The organism is Kitasatospora sp. NPDC003701 (genome assembly GCF_053587085.1).
This window is the reverse complement of the sequence record NZ_JBSFNM010000027.1, coordinates 85,436-106,360: the sequence shown is the minus strand read 5'-3', so window position 1 is coordinate 106,360 and position 20,925 is coordinate 85,436. Positions and strand designations below refer to the sequence as shown.

The following is a 20,925-nucleotide window of genomic DNA, read 5'->3' as shown; positions in this document are numbered from 1 at the left end:
CCACGCCGGCCACGCCGGCCACGCCGGCCACGCCGGCCACGCCGGCCACGCCGGCGGTGCCCGCGCCCGAGGCGGCGGCAGATCCGGAGCCGGAGGAGGCGGCCGGGCGACCGGCCGGGCCCACGGTGGACGTCGGGACCGACACTGGGGTCGAGGCGGAGCCCGAGGTCGAGGCCGAGGAGCCGAAGCCGGCACCCGAGCCCGAGCCCGTGTCCGAGGCGGAACCCGCACCCGAGACGGCAGCCGAACCCGAGCCCGCGCCCGAGCCGGAACCCGCGCCCGTGCCGGAACCCGAGCCGGAACCCGCGCCGGTCGAGGACCGCAGCGCGGGCCGGATGCGGCTCAAGGCGGCCCTCTGGCCGCCGCGGCTCTCGCGCGGGCAACTGGTCGTCGCGGTGCTGCTGTTCTCGCTCGGCCTGGCCCTGGCGATCCAGGTCCGCTCCACCAACGACCACCACAGCCAGCTGCGCGGCGCGCGCCAGGAGGATCTTGTCCGGATCCTCGACGAACTGGACGGCCGCCAGCAGCGTCTCCAGCAGGAGAAGGCGGAGCTGGAGCAGTCCCTGGCCAAGTTGGAGAACAGCTCCAACCAGGCCAAGGAAGCCCAGGAGCAGACCAGGAAGAAGGTGACGGAGCTCGGCGTGCTCGCCGGGACCGTCAAAGCCACTGGTCCGGGCATCGTACTGACGGTCGATGATCCCCAAGGGCAGGTGAAGGCGGATATGCTGCTGGACACCCTGCAGGAACTCCGAGCGGCGGGGGCGGAGGCGATTCAGATCAACGATGTGCGCGTGGTGGTCGACACCTACTTCACGGACGTGTCCGGCGGCGGTGTGCAGATCGACGGGAAGAAGGTCTCGCAGCCCTATCGCTTCACCGTGGTGGGGAACCCGCAGGACCTCACACCCGCGCTGAACATTCCGGGAGGTGTGGTCCGTACTCTTGAGAGTCATCAGGCCCGCGCGACCATCTCCCCGCAGCAGAAGGTGCTCGTCGACGCCCTCGTCGACCTGAAGACGCCGCAGTACGCCAAGCCGGCTCCGAAGTGACGAGGCACCTGCCGAACGGTCCGTCATCTGCGGGCGCCCCCCGGTGCGGGGTTCCGCCGTCAGGTGGGCGAGACTGGTCCGCACCAGTACAAGCCGGAACACCACACGTCGGAGTACCACTCCAGCAGGCCCGATCCGCGACCGGGCCCGCAGCCTGTCCGAGGTTCTCACCCTGCCCCGCGGGCGGGTCTGTCACACGCAAGGGGATTCGCCCGTGAGTTTCTTCTCGAAGTTGTTCGGTCGTAACAAGGGCCGTGACGCGGCTGCCGTGGAGGCACCCACCGCGCGTCACCGCCGGGCCGACGAAGAGCCCGCCGTGCCGGGCATGCGTCCCGCCCCCGAGGGCGTCGAGTACGCCGAGCGTCCGATGTTCCGGGACGGTGCCGACGCCCGGTACGCGGGCAATCCGGCGGGCTACGGCGCGTCGGTTGACCCCTCCGGCGCCCCGCGCATAGGTTTCCCGTCAGGACCCTCAACCTCTGGTGGAGGGTTTGCCCCGGACCCGTACGCCGGGCACAACCCTTCGGGTGTGCCGCGCCAGGAGGCTGTGAACATGGCTGGCCCCACTCCGTGCCCCAGGTGCGGTAACCAGAACCCGGCCGCGGCCCGCTTCTGTTCCAACTGCGGCACGGCGCTGCGCGGTGGCGCGCTGCCCGAGGGGGCGGCGGAGACCACGTCGACCATCTCGATTTCCGGCCTGGAGTCCTACGACCCCAACACCACCACCGGCACCGGTACGCCGGCGCTGTCGGCGGAGGTGCTGTCGGCGATCGACGCGCTGCCGCCGGGCTCGGCCCTGCTGATCGTCCAGCGCGGCCCGAACTCGGGCAGCCGGTTCCTGCTGGACTCGGACAAGACCACGGCCGGGCGTCACCCGCAGGGCGACATCTTCCTGGACGACGTGACCGTCTCGCGCAAGCACGTGGAGTTCCGCCGGACGCCGGGCGGCGGCTTCACCGTCGCCGACGTCGGCAGCCTGAACGGGACGTACGTCAACCGTGAGCGGATCGACGAGGTGCCGCTGAACAACGGCGACGAGGTGCAGATCGGGAAGTACCGGCTGGTGTTCTTCGCCAGCCACCACCGGGGGTACTGAAACCAACGTCGGCAGGAGCCCGAGTGAGCGCGAACACTCCTACATCTCTCGGGGCGGCCAACCCCGCGTCGTCCGGTCCGCAGTCGGACCAGGGCGCGCGGGGAGTGGTCGCGGCCCCCAGGCAGCCGGTCCGCCCGGACCGGCCCGCCGGGGGCGGCCGACGGCGTGGCGGCGAGGAGCTGCTGAGCATCGGCGCGGTGCTGACCTTCCTGCGGGACGACTTCCCCGAGGTCACCATCTCGAAGATCAGGTTCCTGGAGGCGGAGGGCCTGGTCGAGCCCCAGCGCACGCCGTCGGGGTACCGCAAGTTCAGCCCGGCCGACGTCGAGCGGCTGGCCTACGTGCTGCGGATGCAGCGTGACCACTATCTTCCGCTGCGGGTGATCCGCGAGCACCTGGACGCGATCGAGCGCGGCGAGACCCCACCCGCGCTGCCCGCCGCCGAGGCCCGGCCCGGGCCGCTGGAGGAGGCGGACCGCGAGCTGGTGGCGGCCGCCGAGGCCTCGACGGGGGTCCGGCTGGGCCGGGCCGAGCTGCTGGCCGCCGCCGAGGCGGGCGAGGGCGAGCTGGTCGAGTGGGAGTCGTACGGGCTGGTCGCGGCCGGGTCGGACGGCGGCTACGACGGTGAGGCGCTGCAGGTGGCCCGGCTGGTCGCGGAGCTGGGCCGGTACGGGCTGGAGCCGCGCCACCTGCGGGCCATGAAGGCCGCCGCCGACCGCGAGATCGCCCTGGTGGAGCAGGTGGTGGCGCCCCTGCGCCGGCACCGGAACCCGCAGACCCGGGCGCACGCCGAGGCCACCGCGCGGGAGCTGGCCACGCTCTCCGTCCGGCTGCACGCCGCCATGGTGCAGGCCGGTCTGCGGCCCCGCTCGTGACGCGCCGACCCCGCTGACCAGCGCCGTCGGCTCTGCGCTTTCATATCCGGGTCGAGGGCCATAGGGTTGCGTGTGTGAATGAGCTCGACGTCGTGGGTGTCCGGGTGGAGATGCCTTCCAACCAGCCGATCGTGCTGCTTCGGGAGGTGGGGGGCGATCGGTACCTGCCGATCTGGATCGGTCCCGGCGAGGCGACCGCGATCGCCTTCGCCCAGCAGGGCATGACGCCGGTGCGCCCGCTGACGCACGACCTCTTCAAGGACGTCCTGGAGGCGCTCGGCCAGCAGCTCACCGAGGTGCGGATCACCGACCTGCGCGAGGGCGTCTTCTACGCCGAGCTGGTGTTCACGGGTGGGGTCGAGGTGAGCGCCCGGCCGTCCGACGCGATAGCGCTCGCGCTGCGGACCGGTACGCCGATCTACGGCAGCGAGGAGGTGCTCGCCGAGGCGGGCATCGCGATCCCGGACGAGCAGGAGGACGAGGTCGAGAAGTTCCGCGAGTTCCTCGACCAGGTGTCCCCGGAGGACTTCGGCGGCGGCGCGCCGCAGTAGCGCGGACCCGGTGCGGACCGGTGGTGGGGCCGGAGGCCGCCATCGTGCCGAATACGTTCGTCCATTTTGCCAAATAGCGTCCACTTACCCACACTAGGGGCACGAAAAACCACTCTCCTGAGTGACGCGGTTTGTCCTGCCCGGCGTGGCGATCGTTGACGGGTCATAGGGGACTGCCTACCGTCAGGAGTGGCTGCCCGGGTGCCTGTCGCCCGCAGTCTGGGTTGCCCGCAGGACGAGTGGACGGAGGTAGGCATGACCGGCACCGGCGATGAAGCGGCCGTGGGAGGCCTGTGCACCGTGCACATGCCCCGCGCCGCCCGCAGCGTGGCTGAACTGCCCCGGGTCGGCCGGTTCCCGGCCGTCCAGCCGGGCCAGCCGGCCATCGAGCGGCTCGCGCCCACCTCCGAGCTGATCGGCTACCGGGGCCCGACGGCCTGCGCGGCGGCCGGGATCACCTACCGCCAGCTGGACTACTGGGCCCGGACGGGGCTGCTGGAGCCCAGCGTCCGCTCGGTCTACCCGGCGAGCAGCCAGCGGCTGTACAGCTTCCGCGACATCCTCCTGTTGAAGATCGTGAAGCGGCTGCTGGACGCGGGAGTGTCCCTGCAGAACATCCGGGTGGCGGTCGCCCATCTGCAGTCCGCCGAGGGCGGCGACCTGACCGGGCTGACGCTGATGAGCGACGGCGCGACGGTGTACGAGTGCACCACGCCGCAGCAGGTGGTCGATCTGCTGAAGGGCGGTCAGGGGGTCTTCGGCATCGCCGTCGGCGCGGTCTGGCGGGAGCTGGAGCTGGCCCTCGGGCGGCTGCACGCGGAGCGGACCGACACCGGTGAGACCGTGATCGGGCACGACCCGGGGGACGAGCTGGCGCAGCGCCGCAACCGGGCGGTCTGAGCCGCGTACTGACGAGGCCGCGGGCCCGGACGGGGAACCGTCCGGGCCCGCGGCCTCGTCGTGCCTGGTGGATCGATCAAGGGAGGGCACGTGCGGTTCGGCTCCGGAATACCCGGCCTGTTGCGGCGGCGGGCGCTGCGGCTCGGCGTTCGGCTGCGGCGCCGGCGCACCCAGCGCAGGATCTTCCAACTCGTCACCGTGGTCTGCTCACTGGCTCTGGCGCCGAGCGCCTGGCTGTGGGCCTCGGCGGGGGACCGGGTCGGCACGGTGGAGAGCGCGCCGACGGCGCCGGTTGCGGTGGTGTTCGGCGCGGGGCTGTTCGAGGGCCGGCCGTCGCCGTACCTGGCGCACCGGCTGGACGCGGCGGTCGACCTGTACCGGGAGCAGAAGGTGCGGGCGATCCTGGTCACCGGCGACAACGGACGGGACAGCTATGACGAGACCGACGCGATGCGGCAGTACCTGATCGAGCACGGGGTGCCGCCGGTGCGGGTGGTGGGCGACTACGCGGGCTTCGACACCTGGGACTCCTGCACCCGGGCGCACCGGGTGTTCGGGGTGGACCGGGCGGTGCTGGTCAGCCAGGACTTCCACGTCCGGCGGGCGCTGGCGCTCTGCGAGGCGGCCGGAATCGACGCGTACGCGGTCGGCGTGCCGGAAGTGCACGACGCCACCTGGCTGTACGGCGGGTTGCGGGAGATCCCGGGCGCGGGCAAGGCGGTGCTGAACGCCTGGCTGCGGCCGGACCCGTTCTTCCTCGGGCCCCGGGAGGACGGCATCCCGAAGGCGCTGGCCGACGCGGGTGCGGTGCCGGGCTGAGGCGGCGGCGGGGTTCGGCCGCACTGTCGGACCCTTGCGGCATGATCGGCGGGTGCGGTCACTGCCGAGCATCATCCACCTCGACATGGACGCCTTCTTCGCGGCGGTGGAGCAGGCGGCCAAGCCCAGCCTGCGCGGGAAGCCGGTGATCGTCGGCGGTCTGGGCGGGCGCGGGGTGGTCTCCACCGCCTCGTACGAGGCGCGGAAGTTCGGGGTGCACTCGGCGATGCCGATGGCGCAGGCGCGTCGGCTCTGCCCGAACGCGGCCTTCCTGACCGGGCGCTTCGAGGCCTACCGGGCGGTGAGCGAGCTGGTGATGGGCCTGCTGCGCGAGCTGTCGCCGCTGGTGCAGCCGCTCAGCCTGGACGAGGCCTTCGTCGACCTGGAGGCGGGCCCCTACGGCCCGGCGCTGGCGGCGGCGGACCACGCGACGGGGGAGCGGCTGGTGCTGGCTCTCGCGGAGGACCTCCGGGCGGACATCCACCGCCGCACCGGGTTGACCGCCTCGGTCGGGGCGGCCGGGTCCAAGCTGATGGCCAAGATCGCTTCGGAGCAGGCCAAGCCGGACGGGCTGGTGCTGATCGAGCCGGGGCAGGAGCGGACGGTGCTGGGGCCGATGCCGGTGCGGGCGCTGCCGGGCGTCGGCCCGGCCACCGAGCAGGTGCTGCGCCGGGCGGGGCTGAACACGGTGGCCGATCTCGCCGAGGCGGGGGAGCCCGAGCTGGTGCAGCTGCTGGGCAAGGCACACGGTGCGGGCGTCCACCAGATGTCGACCGGGCTGGACGACCGGCCGGTGGTGGCCGACCAGGACGCCAAGTCGGTGTCGGTGGAGGACACCTTCGAGGTGGACCTCGCGGACCGGGACCGGGTGCTGCGCGAGGTCGACGTCCTGGCCGCGCGGTGCGTGCGGCGACTGCGGGCCGCCGGGCGGTCGGGGCGCACCGTGGTGCTGAAGGTACGGCGGTTCGACTTCTCCACGCTGACCCGTTCGGAGACCTTGCGCGGGCCGACGGACGAGGAGGCGGTGATCGTCGAGACGGCCCGCCGGCTGGCCTCCCAGGTGGACATCACCGGCGGTGTGCGGCTGCTCGGTGTCGGGGTCTCGCAACTGGCGGACTACACCCAGGAGGACCTCTTCGCGCAGGCCGGCCGGGAGGAGGCGGGGGAGCCGGGGGCGGCCGAGGCCGAGGCGGAGGAGGACGACGGCCCGGAGCCCGAGGCGCCCGCGGTGCGGCACTGGATGCCCGGGCAGGACGTGCGGCACGCGGAGTTCGGGCCGGGGTGGGTGCAGGGCAGCGGCGTCGGCCGGGTGACGGTGCGGTTCGAGACGCCGTGGAGCGGGCCGGGCCGGGTGCGGACCTTCGCGGTGGAGGACCCGGCGCTGGAGCCGGCCCGTCCGCTGCCGCTGCGGGGGGACGGGGCCGGGGACGGGGACGCGGCCGGGAGCCCGGACGGCGGTCCGGCGGCGGGCTGAACGCACGAAGCGGCCCCACCCGGCAGGGGGGCCGGGTGGGGCCGCGTGCAGTGCCGGGCCTCTGGCGGTCGCGATGCCCTCGTCGACCGTTCGGGGACCGGTCCCCCGCGCCCTGTCCCTGGGCGCGGGGGCGGACGCCTCGTCAGGCGTCGGTCTTGGCCAGCTCGGGGCTGGAGCCGAGGTCCGCCGCTGCGTTGCCACCGGTGACGGTGACAGCGGGCTTGATGCTGCGGATCAGGAAGGGGACGGCACCGGCGACCGCGCAGACCGCGGCGGCGACCCAGAACGCGTGCTTGTAGGCGTCCAGGGTGGGCAGCGCGATCGGGATCGGCAGCTTCATGGTGTCGCCGGTGAGGATCGCGGCCATCACGGCGGTGCCGATCGCACCACCGACGGTGCGCAGCACGGCGTTCATGCCGTTGGCGATGCCGCTCTGCTCGACCGGGACGGCGCCGTTGATGTAGGCCGGCATCGCCGAGAAGGCGAGGCCGATGCCGAGACCGAAGATCGCCGAGGCGGTGTAGATGTCGGCCTCGTGGCTGTGGCGCACGGCCAGGTAGGCCATCGCGACGGCGCCGAGGACGCCACCGAGGACCAGCGGCAGACGCGGGCCGCGGCGGGCGATCAGCAGGGCGCCGACCGGGGCGGCGACCATCGAGCCGAGCGCCGACGGCAGCAGCATGACGCCGGCGTGCAGCACGGTCGCGGTGAACCCGTAGTGGGCGAACTTCTCCGGGGTCTGGGCGAAGTTGCTGATCACCATGAACGAGCCGTACATGCCGAAGCCGATCAGCAGGCCGGCGAGGTTGGTGAAGGCGACGGCCGGACGGGACATCATCTTCATGTCGACCAGCGGGTGCTTGACCTTGACCTCGATGACGCCCCAGATCAGGGCGACCACGGCGGCGACGGCGAACAGGCCGAGCGTCTTGGTGGAGGTCCAGCCCCAGGTGTTGCCCTGGCTGACCGCGACCAGCAGGGCGGAGAGCCAGCCGGCCAGGGTGATCGCGCCGAGCGGGTCGGCGCCGCCCTCCTTGTCGGTCACCGGGTCGCTGGGCACCCGGAAGGCGACCAGTGCGACCGCGAGCAGGCCGAAGACCAGGCCCATCCAGAAGATGGACTTGTAGCTCCAGTGCTCCAGCAGCAGGCCGGTGGCGACCAGGCCGAGGCCGCTGCCGACACCCATCGAGGCGCTGATGGCGGCGACGCCGCCGGTGACCTTCTGCTTCGGCAGCTCGTCGCGGACGATGCTGATGGCCAGCGGCAGCACACCACCGCCGGCGCCCTGGAGGACGCGGGCGACGACCAGCCAGGTGAAGGAGTGGGTGCTGACCGCGAGCGCCGAGCCCGCGACGAGACCGGCCAGCGAGATCAGCAGCATCGGCTTACGGCCGCGCAGGTCGCCGAAGCGGCCCAGCAGGGGGGTGAGCACGGCGGCGGACAGCAGGTTGGCCGTCATCAGCCAGGTGATGCTGGAGCCCGAGACGCTGAGCTCCTTGGCCAGCGAGGGCAGGATCGGAACGACCGCGGTCTGCACCACGCTGAACGACAGCATCGCCAGGATGAGGGCCGGCAGGACCCGGGCGCTGCTCTGCTTCTCGGCCGCGGTGGTGGGCTGTGGTGCCTCACTCACGGTTGCTTCCTCCCGTACATAGTGAATGAACTGAAGTAACCATGCAGGGAGATACTTCAGTGTGTCAAATATCGATCGGTGAAGCTTTGGCAAAGTCGAAGGACCCCGGACCGTGGAGGTCCGGGGTCCCTGTGTTCCGCCGTCAGGCGAGCGGCCTCAACGGGGCAGGTCGGGACGGGTCGCCGGCGCCCGCGTGCCCGTCCGCGCCCGGGTGTCCACCGAGGCCCGACGGTCCACCGAGGCCCTCTCCGGCGCGCGCGTGCTCGTCGGTACCCGAGCCGGTACCCGAGTGGGAGGCGGTCGGGGAGGCGGCCGGGGAGTGCGCGGAGGAGGGGGCCGGGGTCGAGGCGGCCGCGGTGTTGTCGTGCACCTCGACGTGCTCGCGCCGCAGCTCGTCCCGGATCACCTCCTCGGCGGTGTAGCGCTCGACCACCAGGCGGACCCGCTCGATCGGGGCGAGGTACTTGCGCACGACCGGACGCTCCTCGCGCAGCGTGACCTCCTCCACCGCCTCGGCGATGTCCTTGTCGCTGAGCGAGGCCCGCTCCGCCTCGCCGACCGGCATCCGCTCCACCCGGACCCGCTCGCGGACCACCGGCACCCGGCGCTCCACCGCCTCGCTGGTCACGTACTTGCGCAGCTTCGCGGTGCCCAGCACGTGCCACTCGGTGGTGATGTCCAGCCGCTCCTCGCGGCAGGTGATCTCCACCGGGCCGTTGGGGGCCGACGAGGCCGGGCCCGTGGTGCCGGGCGCCGCGACCTCGGGCGCCGGCGCGACGGCGGCGCCGTCGTGGCCGGCGACCAGCGGAGCCGCCGACGGGCGCTGCTCCGGTGCGGCGGGCGCCGAGGGGGCGGCGGGTGCGGGGGTGCTGAGGGTCCGCACGTTGGCCTCCGTGGCGGGTTCGGACGGCTTGCCGAGGTCGGCGGCCGGGGTGACGGCGGGGGACGGGGGTGTGCTGTCGGCCGAGTGGAAGGCCAGCGGCTTGACCGGGGCCGCGGCGGCCGGCCGGTCGGCGGGCTTCGGCGCGGCCGGCTGGCTCGCGGGCTTCGGCGCGGCGACGGCGGCGGCCGCCGCGGTGCCCGCCGCTGCCGCCGGGGCGGCGGCCGGTACGGCGCCGAAGTCCAGGTCGGCCGGCTCGGAGCCGGAGCCGTCACCGGCCGACGGCTGACCGTCCAGCCGGGTGTCCAGCCCGTAGTAGCGGTAGAGCTGGAGCTCCTGGGCGGGTGACAGGTGCTGGCCCACGCCGAAGTCCGGTGACTCCTTCACCAGCGACTTGTCGTAGGGCACCCGCAGTTCGTCGCCGGAGAACTCGCTCGTGGTCAGGGGGACGAAGGCGTCCCGGCCGAAGATGCCGGTCCGGACGGCGGCCCACTCGGGCTGTCCGGTGGCGTCGTCCAGGTACACCTCGTCGACCGTGCCGATCTTGTCTCCGTTGCGGTCGACCGCCTTGTGGCCGATGAGGTCTCGGGGGTCGATATCGGTCTGCACTCTTTCCTCCAGTGCGCTGCGCCTGCGGAACGCCCGCAGGCCGGCGGCCGGCCCGCCCGTCCCATCCGCCACTTCACACCAAAAGCCATGAAGCGGACACGCGCGACCGGGGCGGGGCCGGACGGGCCCGGAGCTGCGCCGTACGGGTCACGGACCGCTCGCTTCCGTGACCGGACGCACCCGTGATCGAAGGCCCTCCCGCTGGTACCCTGGGCGCGACCGCCGAGCCCGCTCGGGAGAGTCCCCGAGAGCGGAAACCGCTGGTCGGGGCGCCGAAGGAGCAACTCCTCCCCGGAATCTCTCAGGCATCCGTACCGTGTGGGATAGGTCACTCTGGAAAGCAGGGCAGGACTGCCGGCGAGGGAGCCGGCGGGCACCACCCTCACCGACGGTGCAAGCCGGCGGGGCGCCACAGCGCTCCGCGCGGGTGAAGCTCTCAGGTCCCGATGACAGAGGGGGAGGCCTGTCGGGTTCGTCCGCCCAGGTCTGTCCGCTGTCGTCCGCAGCGGCCTTGCCGTCCGGCGTGCGTACCCCCGCCGGTCCGTGACCAGGAGGCCTCGACCACCATGAACGCCCAGCCGAACGCGGGACGCCCCACCACACCCGCGACCCTCACCGAGCTCGAGCAGGCCAGCCCCTTCGAGAACCGCCACATCGGCCCCGACGCCGCGGCGCAGGAGAAGATGCTGGCCCAGGTCGGCTACGGCTCGCTGGACGAGCTCGCCGCCACCGCCGTACCCGAGGCGATCCGCTCCATCACCGGCCTGGACCTGCCCGCCGGCCGCAGCGAGGCCCAGGTCCTCGCCGAGCTGCGCGAGCTCGCCGGTCGCAACACCGTCCTCCAGCCGATGATCGGCCTGGGCTACTACGGCACCTTCACCCCGCCGGTGATCCTGCGCAACGTCCTGGAGAACCCGGCCTGGTACACCGCGTACACGCCGTACCAGCCGGAGATCTCGCAGGGTCGCCTGGAGGCGCTGCTCAACTTCCAGACCCTGGTCTCCGACCTGACCGGCCTGCCCACCTCCGGCTCCTCGCTGCTGGACGAGGGCACCGCGGCCGCCGAGGCGATGGCCCTGGCCCGCCGCGTCACCAAGGTCAAGGGCGGCGTCTTCCTGGTCGACGTCGAGACCCTGCCGCAGACCGTCGCGGTGATAGAGACCCGTGCCGAGCCGACCGGTGTCGAGGTCGTCGTCGCCGACCTCTCGGCCGGCATCCCGGCCGAGATCGCCGAGCGCGGTGTCTTCGGTGTGCTGCTCCAGTACCCGGGCGCCACCGGCGTGGTCCGCGACCTCACCGCGGTGATCGAGCAGGCCCACGGCCTCGGCGCGATCGTCGCCGTCGCCGCCGACCTGCTGGCGCTGACCCTGCTGAAGTCCCCGGGCTCGCTCGGCGCCGACATCGCCTGCGGCACCTCGCAGCGCTTCGGTGTGCCGATGGGCTTCGGCGGCCCGCACGCCGGCTACCTGTCGGTGCGCGCCGAGTACGCCCGCTCGCTGCCCGGCCGCCTGGTCGGCGTCTCCGTCGACGCCGACGGCAACCGCGCCTACCGGCTGGCGCTGCAGACCCGTGAGCAGCACATCCGCCGCGAGAAGGCCACCAGCAACATCTGCACCGCCCAGGTGCTGCTCGCCGTGATGGCCTCGATGTACGCCGTCTACCACGGCCCGGACGGCCTGGCCGACATCGCCCGCCGCACCCACCGCTACGCCGCCGCCCTCGCCGAGGGCCTGCGCGCCGGCGGCGTCGAGCTGCTGCACGGCGAGTTCTTCGACACCGTCACCGCGGTCGTCCCCGGCCGCGCCGCCGCGATCGCCGAGGCCGCCCGCGAGCACGGCATCAACGTCTACCAGGACGGCGAGGACCGGATCTCGGTCTCCACCGACGAGACCACCACCCGCGAGCACCTGGCGGGCGTCTGGGCCGCGTTCGGCGTCGAGGGCGTCGAGACCGCCGAGAGCGCCGAGGCGCTGCCGGCCGCGCTGCTGCGCGAGGACGAGTACCTGACCCACCCGGTCTTCCACAGCCACCGCTCCGAGACCGCCATGCTGCGCTACCTGCGCCGCCTGTCGGACCGCGACTACGCGCTGGACCGCGGCATGATCCCGCTGGGCTCCTGCACCATGAAGCTCAACGCGACCACCGAGATGGAGCCGGTGACCTGGCCGGAGTTCGGCCAGCTGCACCCGTTCGCGCCGATCGACCAGGCCCAGGGCTACCTCACCCTGATCCGCCAGCTGGAGCAGCAGCTGGTCGAGGTGACCGGCTACGACGCCGTCTCGATCCAGCCGAACGCCGGCTCCCAGGGCGAGCTGGCCGGCCTGCTGGCCGTCCGCGCCTACCACCACGCCAACGGTGACGCGCAGCGCGACGTCTGCCTGATCCCGTCCTCCGCGCACGGCACCAACGCGGCCTCCGCCGTGATGGCCGGCATGCGCGTGGTCGTGGTCAAGACCCTGGTCGACGGCGACGTGGACGTCGAGGACCTCAAGGCGAAGATCGAGCAGCACCGTGACAACCTCGCGGTCCTGATGGTCACCTACCCGTCCACCCACGGCGTGTACGAGACCCAGATCACCGACATCTGCGCCCTGGTGCACGAGGCCGGCGGCCAGGTCTACGTGGACGGTGCCAACCTGAACGCCCTGGTCGGCCTGGCCAAGCCGGGCAAGTTCGGCGCGGACGTCTCGCACCTGAACCTGCACAAGACCTTCTGCATCCCGCACGGCGGCGGCGGCCCGGGCGTCGGCCCGGTGGCGGTGCGCGCGCACCTCGCGCCGTACCTGCCGAACCACCCGCTGCAGGCGGAGGCGGGCCCGGCCACCGGCGTCGGCCCGATCTCGGCCGCGCCGTGGGGCTCGGCGGCCATCCTGCCGATCTCCTGGGCGTACGTCCGGCTGATGGGCGGCGAGGGCCTCAAGCGCGCCACCCAGGTGGCGGTGCTGAACGCCAACTACATCGCCAAGCGCCTGGCCCCGCACTTCCCGGTGCTCTACACCGGCCCCGGCGGCCTGGTCGCGCACGAGTGCATCATCGACCTGCGCCCGCTCACCAAGGAGACGGGCGTGTCGGTGGACGACATCGCCAAGCGCCTGATCGACTACGGGTTCCACGCGCCGACGATGTCGTTCCCGGTGGCCGGCACCCTGATGATCGAGCCGACCGAGTCCGAGGACCTGTACGAGATCGACCGGTTCTGCGACGCGATGATCGAGATCCGGGCCGAGATCGAGAAGGTCGGCTCGGGCGAGTGGCCGGCCGAGGACAACCCGCTGCGCAACGCCCCGCACACCGCGGGCGCGCTGGCCGGCGACTGGGCGCACGGCTACTCGCGGCAGGAGGCCGTCTTCCCGGCGGGCGTGAACCCGGCGGACAAGTACTGGCCGCCGGTCAGCCGGATCGACGGCGCGTACGGCGACCGCAACCTGGTCTGCTCCTGCCCGCCGCTGGACGAGTACGGCGTCTGAACGAGGTGGGGTAGTACGGCAGGGCCCCGGCGGAACCTCTTCCGCCGGGGCCCTGCCCGTTGTCCTGCGTCGCTCGGCGGCCGCTCCGCCGCCGGCCGGTCAGGCGGCGTGGGCGACGGGACGGCGCGGGGCGATCACCCGGCCGTCGGGCAGCAGTTCGCCGGTGTCCTCGAACACCAGGACGCCGTTGCAGAGCAGGCTCCAGCCCTGCTCCGGGTGGCAGGCCACCGGTACGGCCGCCTCGCGGTCCTCGGACTCCGCCGACGGGCACTCAGGACGGTGCTGGCACATACGTACCCTCGCTTCGCTTGGCGATCCTCCCCGTGGTGCGGCGCCGCCGGGTGACCGGCGGGAGCCGCCGCGGTAGTCGGATCCTGTCCGGCGCCGGGCCAGGTGTGGGCCGGCGCTCAAGTGGGTAGGACAGGTGGTCCTTCCACGCTGGTTCCCAGTGTCGGCATCCGGGGGCGCTCGCGCAGCAATTTCGTGACATGCGCCACAACTACCGGGCAGAGATCACCCGTTCAGGTGGCGGCAGGCGGAAATAGCCGCCGGACGGGTCATCGGGCGGCTGGCTCGAATCGGCCATGCCGGATGACCCGTCCGGGTGGGTACGGGCGGTGCGGGGGTGACGGGGGAGCGTTCAGGAGGAGCCGAGCAGCAGCGGCCTGGCGAGCGGGGCCCGGGCGAGCACGGGCAGCAGATCGGCGGCGGGGTAGGCGCGGTGCGCGGTGACGCCGAGCGGGGCCGGGGCCAGGGGGATCAGCTGGTCCGCGTCCGGGCCGGTGTCCGGGCTGTGCAGCCAGAGCGCGGTGGCGTACTGGCCCGGAAAGGTGAGCAGCCGGGGCTGCTGGCGGGCCCGTGAGGTCTGGGCGAGCTGCCAGGCCTGGCGCAGTGCCCGGACGGTGGAGTCCAGGTACGGCCCGGCGGTGAAGTGGGAGAAGGCGTGGCCCTCCGCGCCCTGGACCACCTCGGCCGCGGCGGCCACCTCGGCGCCGTCCTTGATCAGGAAGCGCCAGCCCGTCCGCCGGGCGGCGGTGAGCTCGGGGCGCGGCCCGTCCAGGACGTGGACCGCGAGCGGATGCGCTGGCAGCAGCGGGCCGGTCGGATGACGCAGCGCGGCGGCGGCGGGCTGGCGCAGCGCGGTCTCCGAGTCGAGCGCGGCGAGGACCGCGCGCAGGGCGCTGGGCGGGGGCTGGGGGGTCTGCAGAGTCATGGCGGGGTCGCCTCTCCGTGCGAGATCGGCGTGCGAGTGCGGCATACCGGCATGGCGCGGTGTGTCGTCGGTGACGGGACCTGGCCGTGTCCGGTTGTGCATGATCGCGGTGCGGGCACCGCCGCTGCCGTCGACGAGGGTGTGCGGAGCGGCAGCGGGCCGGCCTTGGGCGCAGTGCGAATTCTATCGAACAGGTGCACAGGGTGACCTGTTTATCACAGGCGGTGGCGCCGGGCAAGTCGACGGATGTGCTGAAAGACCATCAGTTCCCTTGCATTGCAAGCCGTTCGAAGCAATCGGGTATCGATCTTCGGGGTGGGCATGATGGTTTCACGGTCGGTCGGCCGGCCGCTCAGGAGGAGGGGATCATGGGCGAGAAGGTCGTGGCGACGCGGGCGGACCTGTCGGACCGGCAGCTGTACCGCCGCAAGCTCCAGTCCTGCCAGGACGCACTGGGGCGGATGCTGCGCGAGGACCGTTTCGACCGGCCGCGGGCCGTGATGGGGCTGGAGATCGAGCTCAACCTGGCCGACGAGCAGGGCCTGCCGGTGATGCGCAACGCGCAGGTGCTCAGCGCGATCGGCTCCAGCGACTTCCAGACCGAGCTGGGCCAGTTCAACATCGAGGTCAACATCGCCCCGCACCGGCTCTGCGGGCACGTCTTCGAGGAGCTGCGCGAGGAGATCGACACCGGGCTGCGCTACGCCGACCGGCGGGCCGCCGAGGCCGGAGCGCGGATCGTGATGGTCGGCATCCTGCCGACCCTGGAGCACGACCACACCGGGCTGGACGCGATGTCCCACAACCAGCGGTACAGCCTGCTCAGCGACCAGATCCTGGCCGCCCGCGGCGAGGACATCACGCTGGACATCGAGGGTGTCGAGCACCTCCAGCTGGAGTCGATCACCATGGTCGCCGAGGCCGCCGCGACCTCGCTGCAGTTGCACCTCCAGGTGACCCCCGAGCGGTTCTCCTCGGTCTGGAACGCCGCCCAGGCGATCTGCGGGGCGCAGCTCGCGCTCGGCGCCAACTCGCCCTTCCTGTTCGGCCGGGAGCTGTGGCGGGAGACCAGGCCGGTGCTGTTCCAGCAGGCCTGCGACACCCGTTCGGCGGAGCTCAAGGCCCAGGGCGTGCGGCCGATCACCTGGTTCGGCGAGCGCTGGGTGGACTCCGCCTACGACCTGTTCGAGGAGAACCTGCGGTACTTCCCCGCGCTGCTGCCGATCTGCGACGACGAGGACCCGGCCAAGGTGCTCGCCTCCGGCGGCGCCCCGAGGCTCGCCGAGATGCGGCTGCACAACGGCACCATCTACCGCTGGAACCGCCCGGTCTACGACGTCAGCGGCGGGGTGCCGCACCTGCGGGTGGAGAACCGGGCGCTGCCGGCCGGCCCGACCGTCGCCGACACCCTGGCCAACGCCGCCTTCTACTACGGGCTGGTCCGGGTGCTCGCCGAGCAGTCGAAGCCGATCTGGAGCAGGCTGCCGTTCGAGCGGGCCGAGGAGAACTTCCAGCAGGCCGCCCGGTACGGGATCGACGCCGTCTTCCAGTGGCCGCGGCACGGCCGGGCCGGGCGCGGCGGGGGCCTGGCCACCGTCTCCGCCGTCGACCTGGTGCTGAACGAACTGCTGCCGATGGCCTACCAGGGCCTCGACGAGTGGGGCGTCGAACCCGCCGACCGGGACCGCTACCTCGGCATCATCGAGCAGCGCTGCCTGCGCCGGGTCAACGGCGCCTCCTGGCAGAGCGCCACCTTCCACCGGCTGCGCGAGCAGTTCGGGATGGACCGGTCGGCCGCGCTGGCGGCGATGACCCGGCGCTACATCGAGTACATGCGGGCCGGGGAGCCGGTGCACACCTGGCCGGTCGGGTAGCTCCCGCCTGCTGGATCCCGCCGGGTCCGGCGGGAGGACTCAGGAGCCGCCGCGCTCGGCGCGGTGGCGACGGTGGCCGACGGCCGCCTTCAGCGGGACGAGGGCCAGCCAGCTGTACAGCGCGGCGCGGGGGGAGACGGCGAGGACGATCGGCAGCGACGCGCCGAACACCAGGACGGTCACCCCCATGTCCGCCACCACCAGCCGGGTGGTGCGCCGGTCGGCGGCCGGCCCGGCGTGCCCGCGGTGGCGGATGGTCAGCAGCAGGGCCAGGTGCTGGAGGACGATCAGGATGATCACGACGGCGTAGAGGACCACCGCCTCGTCCTGCGGGTGGTACTCCGCGAGCAGGCTGGTCGGGAACGGCAGCAGCGCGATCAGGCCGAGGCCGGCCAGGGTCAGCCGCAGCACCAGCCCGTCCACCCGCCGCACCCCCCGGAGGACCTGGCGCTGGTCCAGCCAGAAGGCCGCCAGGATGTAGAAGCTCAGCACGTAGGCGCTCAGCTTCGGCCAGAGGTCGTCCAGGGCGTCCCGCAGGCCCTGCTGGTCGAGCCCGTCCGGTACCCGGACGTCCAGGACGAGCAGGGTCATCGCGATCGCGTAGATCCCGTCCGACAGGGCGATCAGCCGGTCCGGCCGTCCGTCGTCACCGGCGTCGTCCCGGGCAGCGCCCGCCTCGGTGGCCACCATGCGCCCACGGTAGACGGCGGACCGGCGCGAACCCGGGCGGGACGCGCGGGCCGCCGCACCGCGGCCGGGCCGCCCCTGCGCCGGACCGCGCCCGGCGGTCCGGCGGTCCACTCCGCCGCGGCCGACGGAGGCTGTGGAAGGATGACCGCTCCGGCGGTCGGCCGACGGCCGGAGCGACGCCGGACCGCTGGAGCACCCCGTGACCACCGCCCCGACCGAACCGGAGACCGCGCGGCCCACGCGCCGGCTGCTCGGCGTGGAACTGCTGATCGTCCTCGGCCTCTCGCTCGGGGCCAGCGGCATCGGTGCGCTGATCAGCTTCACGGGTTCGCTGACCGAGACGCTCAAGCTCGGCCAGCAGGTCGCCACCCTCAACTCCTCGCGGGCGCCGGGGCGGCCCTGGCTGGACCTCGCCTGGCAGCTCTACTACATCGGGCGCGGCCTGATGCCGGTGGTGCTGGTCGGCTACCTGCTGGTCCGCGAGGGCGTCACGCTGCGGGTGCTCGGCTTCGACCTCGGGCAGAAGCTGCGCGACCTCGGCCGGGGCGCCGCCGTCGCGGCCGCGATCGGCGGCACCGGGCTGGCGCTCTACCTGGCCTCGCAGGCGGCCGGCTACAACCTGACCGTGGCGCCGTCCGGGCTGCCGGACGTCTGGTGGCGGATCCCGGTGCTGATCGCCTCCGCCTGGCAGAACGCCGTCCTGGAGGAGGTCGTCGTCCTCGGCTACCTGCTGCGCCGGCTCGGGCAGCTGGGCTGGTCGTGGCCGGCCGCGCTGGTGGCCAGCTCGGTGCTGCGGGGTTCGTACCACCTGTACCAGGGGGTGGGCGGGCTGGTCGGCAACATGGTGATGGGTGCGGTGTTCTGCCTGCTGTACCGGCGCTGGGGGCGGGTGATGCCCCTGGTGGTGGCGCACGCGCTGATCGACACGGTGGCCTTCGTCGGGTACGCGCTGCTGGCCGGCCACGTCAGCTGGCTGCCCACCGGCTGACCGGCGGCCGGACGGCCAGGGCGCGCGGCGGGCGGGCGAGCAGGCGGTCCACGTGACGGCGCTCCAGGCCCTGGCCCGGGTCGATGGGCAGCAGGACGCGGTCGCGGCGCCAGAGCGCGTTGCGGACCAGCCGGGCCGGGATGACGTCGTCGATCCAGGCGAACGGCCGGCCGGCAGCGTACCGCAGCAGCGGGGCCCACTTGTGGGCGGAGAACAGCTCCATCAGAGGTACCCGAGGATCCCCGGGCTGCGGGACGTAGCCCGCGAAGCGGACCACCGGCAGCCGGGGCAGCCCGATCACCGGGGCGACATGGGTGTTGGCCTCCTCCTCCCAGGTGGTGGCCCACACCAGCTGGTAGGTCCCGGCCAGCTCGCGCAGCCACTCGCCGTGCCGGGCGGAGAGCAGGACGCTGTAGCCGAGCAGGGCGTGCACGTCGAACCCGGCCTCGGGTCTCGGACAGACCGGGTTGAGCACTCCGTCGACATCCAGGAACAGCAGTGGCTTCGGCACCGGGCGCCCCCCAGGTAAGACCTCGTCGTCACCTGGTCGGACGATCAGCGTCCGCCGGTGGTTGCCCACCGGAGGGCGCACGCGGGGGCGCACGGGGCGCTCAGCGGACGGCGGCGGGCTCGCCCAACTGCGGCGCGGGGGCGGCGGCGGAGCGCCGGGAGAGCCGGCGGACCTGCGGCTCCAGCAGGACGAGGGCGCTGAGCAGCAGGCAGAGCGCCGCACAGGCCCAGAGCGCGCCGGTCAGGCCCAGCGCACCCGCGGCCGGGCCGGCCAGCGCGGTGCCGACCGGGGCCAGCGACAGCGAGCCGAGGTGGTCGTACGCGGAGACCCGGGAGAACATCTCGACGGGGATCTCCTGCTGCAGGGCGACCATCCAGTTCACGCCGAAGACGGTGACCCCGGCGCCGGACAGGAACATCGCCGCGACCAGCACCGGCAGCGGCGCGGCCAGCGCGAGGGCCAGGGCCGGCACGCCGAAGAGGAAGACGCCCCAGTTGCCGATCAGCAGGATCCGCCGGGGCTGCCAGCGGACCATCACCAGCCCGGTCACCACCAGGCCGACCCCGTGCGCGGCGAGCGCCAGGCCCCAGTCCCGCGCGCCGCCCAGCCGCTGCTCGGCGACGATCGGCCCGTACACGGCGTCCACGGCGGTGATGCAGGCCATCAGCACGGCGAACTGGAGCACGATCACCCAGAGCCAGCGACGGGAGGCGAACTCCTGCCAGCCCTCGCGGAGGTCGCGCAGCATGCCGCCGCCGGGCGCGGCGGGGGCGGCGGCCTCGGCCTCCAGGAAGAACCGCAGCGCGGCGGCGACCAGGAAGCAGCCGGCGTCCACCGCGAGCACCCAGCCGGGGCCGACGGCGGCGGTGAGGGCCCCGCCGAGCGCCATGCCGCCGATCTGGGCCGAGTTGAGCGCCAGCCGGAAGACCGAGAAGGCCCGGCCGGCGTGCTCGGCCGCCACGCTCTGCATGATCATGCCTTCGGACGCCGGGGCGTAGAAGGCGTGACCGGCGCCGCCGGCCGCGGAGAGCAGCATCAACTGCCAGAGCTGCGCCTGGCCGGCCAGGACCAGCGCGGCCAGCACGGCCTGGGAGACGGCGCTGAACAGATTGGCGGCGACCATCACGTGGTGGCGCGGCAGGCGGTCGGCGAGTGCGCCGCCGATCATCAGCAGCAGCACGACCGGGACCAGCCGGGCGGCGGTGACGTAGCCGACCTCGGCGGTGGAGCCGCCGCTCTCCATGACCGCGAAGGCGGTGGCGATCGGGGCGCCGGCGTTGCCGAGGCCGCTGACGACGGTGGCGGCGGTCTGGATGCGGAAGTTGCGGCCGGCCCAGGGGAAGCGGCGTCGGTGCGGGGGTGGGGGTTGGCTCTGCACCCGGCGACTATGCCCGGGGATGTGTCAGCTGTCCAGCGGCTTTTCGGGCCTTACGGGGGCGGCCGGGGGATCCGGGGGGACCCGGGGGCGGGCGGCTCGGCAGGCGGCCCGGTCAGCCGAGGTGGCCCCAGAGGAAGCTGAGCGTGCGCCGCCAGGCCGTCCCGGCCTGGAGCCGGTCGTAGCTGCCGAGCAGGTTCTCGTCGTTCATGAAGGCGTGTCCGGCCGGATAGAAGTGGATCTCGGGGCGGACGTCGGTGGCCTCGCCGATCCGGATCGCCGCCTCGTCGACGGCGGCCATCGGGATCGAGCGGTCGTGCTCGGCGTAGTGCCCCAGGACATGGGCGGTGAGGCCCCGGTAGTCGAAGTCCGGGTCGGGCGGCAGCCCGTAGAACGGGACCACGGCGGCCACCCGGTCGCCCTCGGCGGCGGCCAGCAGCAGGGCGAAGCCGCCGCCCATGCAGAACCCCACCACGCCGACCGCGTCACCGACCACGCCGTCCAGGCCGAGCAGGTGCCCGACCGCGCCGCGCAGGTCCACCACGGCCCGCTCGACCGGGAGCTCGCGCTTCAGCCGGGCGGCCTCGGCGCTGTCGTGGGTGGTCGCGCCGCCGAAGAGGTCCGGGGCGAGGACGGTGAAGCCCTCGGCGGCGAACCGGTCCGCCATCGCGGCCACGTGGGAGGTGAGCCCCCACCACTCCTGGACCACCACCAGACCGGGGCCGACGCCCTGCGGCGGGCGGGCCAGGTAGCCGTGGGCCGTACGGCCGTTGCTGGGGAAGGTGACGTTCTGCCGGGAGCCGCCCTGCTCAGGCATGGCTTCCTCTCGGTGGGGACGGGCCGCGCGCGGCGCGGCGGGGGCTGCGGGGAGGTGCGGTGCCGGCGGCTCCCCGGGGCCGGCCCGCGGTGGCGCGGGCCCCG

At 73.4% G+C, this 20,925-nt stretch carries 18 protein-coding genes, 1 pseudogene and 1 riboswitch; of the genes and pseudogenes, 10 read left to right on the top strand and 9 right to left on the bottom strand.

From position 1 onward, the window contains the following. The first annotated feature begins 209 nt into the window (after positions 1–209). The 7 genes from ACWDRR_RS24625 to ACWDRR_RS24595 all read left to right on the top strand — a co-directional run bounded on the left by ACWDRR_RS24625 (position 210) and on the right by ACWDRR_RS24595 (position 6,764). Positions 210–1,049 (top strand): DUF881 domain-containing protein, encoded by an 840-nt coding sequence (locus ACWDRR_RS24625; protein ID WP_449774366.1) that lies wholly within the window; start codon positions 210–212, stop codon positions 1,047–1,049. Positions 1,050–1,602: 553 nt separating this feature from the next. Next, entirely contained in the window at positions 1,603–2,145 is a 543-nt protein-coding gene (locus ACWDRR_RS24620) for an FHA domain-containing protein (protein ID WP_402386947.1), read from the top strand. A 104-nt stretch (positions 2,146–2,249) separates the two neighbouring features. Further along, positions 2,250–3,020 carry a transcriptional regulator FtsR gene (gene ftsR / locus ACWDRR_RS24615; protein WP_449774362.1) on the top strand — a complete coding sequence of 257 codons (771 nt, stop codon included), beginning with the start codon at positions 2,250–2,252 and terminating at the stop codon, positions 3,018–3,020. 74 nt (positions 3,021–3,094) lie between these two features. Continuing rightward, positions 3,095–3,571 (top strand): bifunctional nuclease family protein, encoded by a 477-nt coding sequence (locus ACWDRR_RS24610; RefSeq protein WP_449774361.1) that lies wholly within the window; start codon positions 3,095–3,097, stop codon positions 3,569–3,571. A 255-nt stretch (positions 3,572–3,826) separates the two neighbouring features. Beyond that, entirely contained in the window at positions 3,827–4,471 is a 645-nt protein-coding gene (locus tag ACWDRR_RS24605; protein ID WP_449774360.1) for a MerR family transcriptional regulator, read from the top strand. Between the two features lie 90 nt (positions 4,472–4,561). Continuing rightward, positions 4,562–5,290 (top strand): SanA/YdcF family protein, encoded by a 729-nt coding sequence (locus ACWDRR_RS24600; protein ID WP_449774359.1) that lies wholly within the window; start codon positions 4,562–4,564, stop codon positions 5,288–5,290. A 52-nt stretch (positions 5,291–5,342) separates the two neighbouring features. Next, on the top strand, positions 5,343–6,764 hold the full coding sequence (locus tag ACWDRR_RS24595; protein WP_449774358.1) for a DNA polymerase IV: 1,422 nt from the start codon (positions 5,343–5,345) through the stop codon (positions 6,762–6,764). Between the two features lie 142 nt (positions 6,765–6,906). On the opposite strand, the gene ACWDRR_RS24590 is transcribed toward ACWDRR_RS24595, so the two are convergent. From ACWDRR_RS24590 to ACWDRR_RS24580, 3 genes and pseudogenes are all read right to left on the bottom strand, one after another. Next, a complete protein-coding gene (locus tag ACWDRR_RS24590) occupies positions 6,907–8,397 on the bottom strand; it encodes an MFS transporter (RefSeq protein WP_449774357.1) in 1,491 nt (496 codons plus the stop codon). Positions 8,398–8,539: 142 nt separating this feature from the next. Continuing rightward, complete coding sequence (locus tag ACWDRR_RS24585; RefSeq protein ID WP_449774365.1) at positions 8,540–9,523, bottom strand: YsnF/AvaK domain-containing protein; 984 nt, start codon at positions 9,521–9,523, stop codon at positions 8,540–8,542. Further along, positions 9,512–9,886 (bottom strand): annotated as a pseudogene (locus tag ACWDRR_RS24580) (PRC-barrel domain-containing protein); the annotation flags it as partial. The gene ACWDRR_RS24585 and the pseudogene ACWDRR_RS24580, both read right to left, overlap by 12 nt. A 223-nt stretch (positions 9,887–10,109) precedes the next feature. Beyond that, a riboswitch (glycine riboswitch) is annotated at positions 10,110–10,213 on the top strand. 239 nt (positions 10,214–10,452) lie between these two features. Between ACWDRR_RS24580 and gcvP the strand changes: the two are divergent. Then, the gene (gene gcvP, locus ACWDRR_RS24575; RefSeq protein WP_449774356.1) at positions 10,453–13,353 is read left to right on the top strand and encodes an aminomethyl-transferring glycine dehydrogenase; all 2,901 of its coding nucleotides are present in this window, start codon (positions 10,453–10,455) and stop codon (positions 13,351–13,353) included. 99 nt (positions 13,354–13,452) lie between these two features. Here the strand turns inward: gcvP and ACWDRR_RS24570 are convergent, their stop codons facing one another. Then, positions 13,453–13,644 carry a DUF5999 family protein gene (locus ACWDRR_RS24570; RefSeq protein WP_329490880.1) on the bottom strand — a complete coding sequence of 64 codons (192 nt, stop codon included), beginning with the start codon at positions 13,642–13,644 and terminating at the stop codon, positions 13,453–13,455. A 349-nt stretch (positions 13,645–13,993) separates the two neighbouring features. After that, entirely contained in the window at positions 13,994–14,566 is a 573-nt protein-coding gene (locus ACWDRR_RS24565; RefSeq protein WP_449774355.1) for a hypothetical protein, read from the bottom strand. 368 nt (positions 14,567–14,934) lie between these two features. Here ACWDRR_RS24565 and ACWDRR_RS24560 point away from each other — a divergent pair, with 368 nt between their 5' ends. Then, positions 14,935–16,440 (top strand): glutamate--cysteine ligase, encoded by a 1,506-nt coding sequence (locus ACWDRR_RS24560; protein WP_449774354.1) that lies wholly within the window; start codon positions 14,935–14,937, stop codon positions 16,438–16,440. 39 nt (positions 16,441–16,479) lie between these two features. Here the strand turns inward: ACWDRR_RS24560 and ACWDRR_RS24555 are convergent, their stop codons facing one another. Further along, positions 16,480–17,130 (bottom strand): TMEM175 family protein, encoded by a 651-nt coding sequence (locus ACWDRR_RS24555; RefSeq protein ID WP_449774353.1) that lies wholly within the window; start codon positions 17,128–17,130, stop codon positions 16,480–16,482. 199 nt (positions 17,131–17,329) lie between these two features. Here ACWDRR_RS24555 and ACWDRR_RS24550 point away from each other — a divergent pair, with 199 nt between their 5' ends. Beyond that, positions 17,330–18,118, top strand: coding sequence for a CPBP family intramembrane glutamic endopeptidase (locus ACWDRR_RS24550; RefSeq protein ID WP_449774352.1), 789 nt, complete (start codon positions 17,330–17,332; stop codon positions 18,116–18,118). On the opposite strand, the gene ACWDRR_RS24545 is transcribed toward ACWDRR_RS24550, so the two are convergent. The 3 genes from ACWDRR_RS24545 to ACWDRR_RS24535 form a co-directional block, all read right to left on the bottom strand. Further along, a complete protein-coding gene (locus ACWDRR_RS24545; RefSeq protein WP_449774351.1) occupies positions 18,096–18,629 on the bottom strand; it encodes an HAD domain-containing protein in 534 nt (177 codons plus the stop codon). The two genes, ACWDRR_RS24550 and ACWDRR_RS24545, sit on opposite strands and share 23 nt — an antisense overlap. A gap of 100 nt (positions 18,630–18,729) precedes the next feature. Continuing rightward, positions 18,730–20,007: an MFS transporter gene (locus ACWDRR_RS24540; protein WP_449774350.1), complete on the bottom strand. Its 1,278-nt coding sequence runs from the start codon at positions 20,005–20,007 to the stop codon at positions 18,730–18,732. A gap of 112 nt (positions 20,008–20,119) precedes the next feature. After that, on the bottom strand, positions 20,120–20,821 hold the full coding sequence (locus tag ACWDRR_RS24535; protein ID WP_449774349.1) for a dienelactone hydrolase family protein: 702 nt from the start codon (positions 20,819–20,821) through the stop codon (positions 20,120–20,122). Between the last annotated feature and the right edge of the window lie 104 nt (positions 20,822–20,925).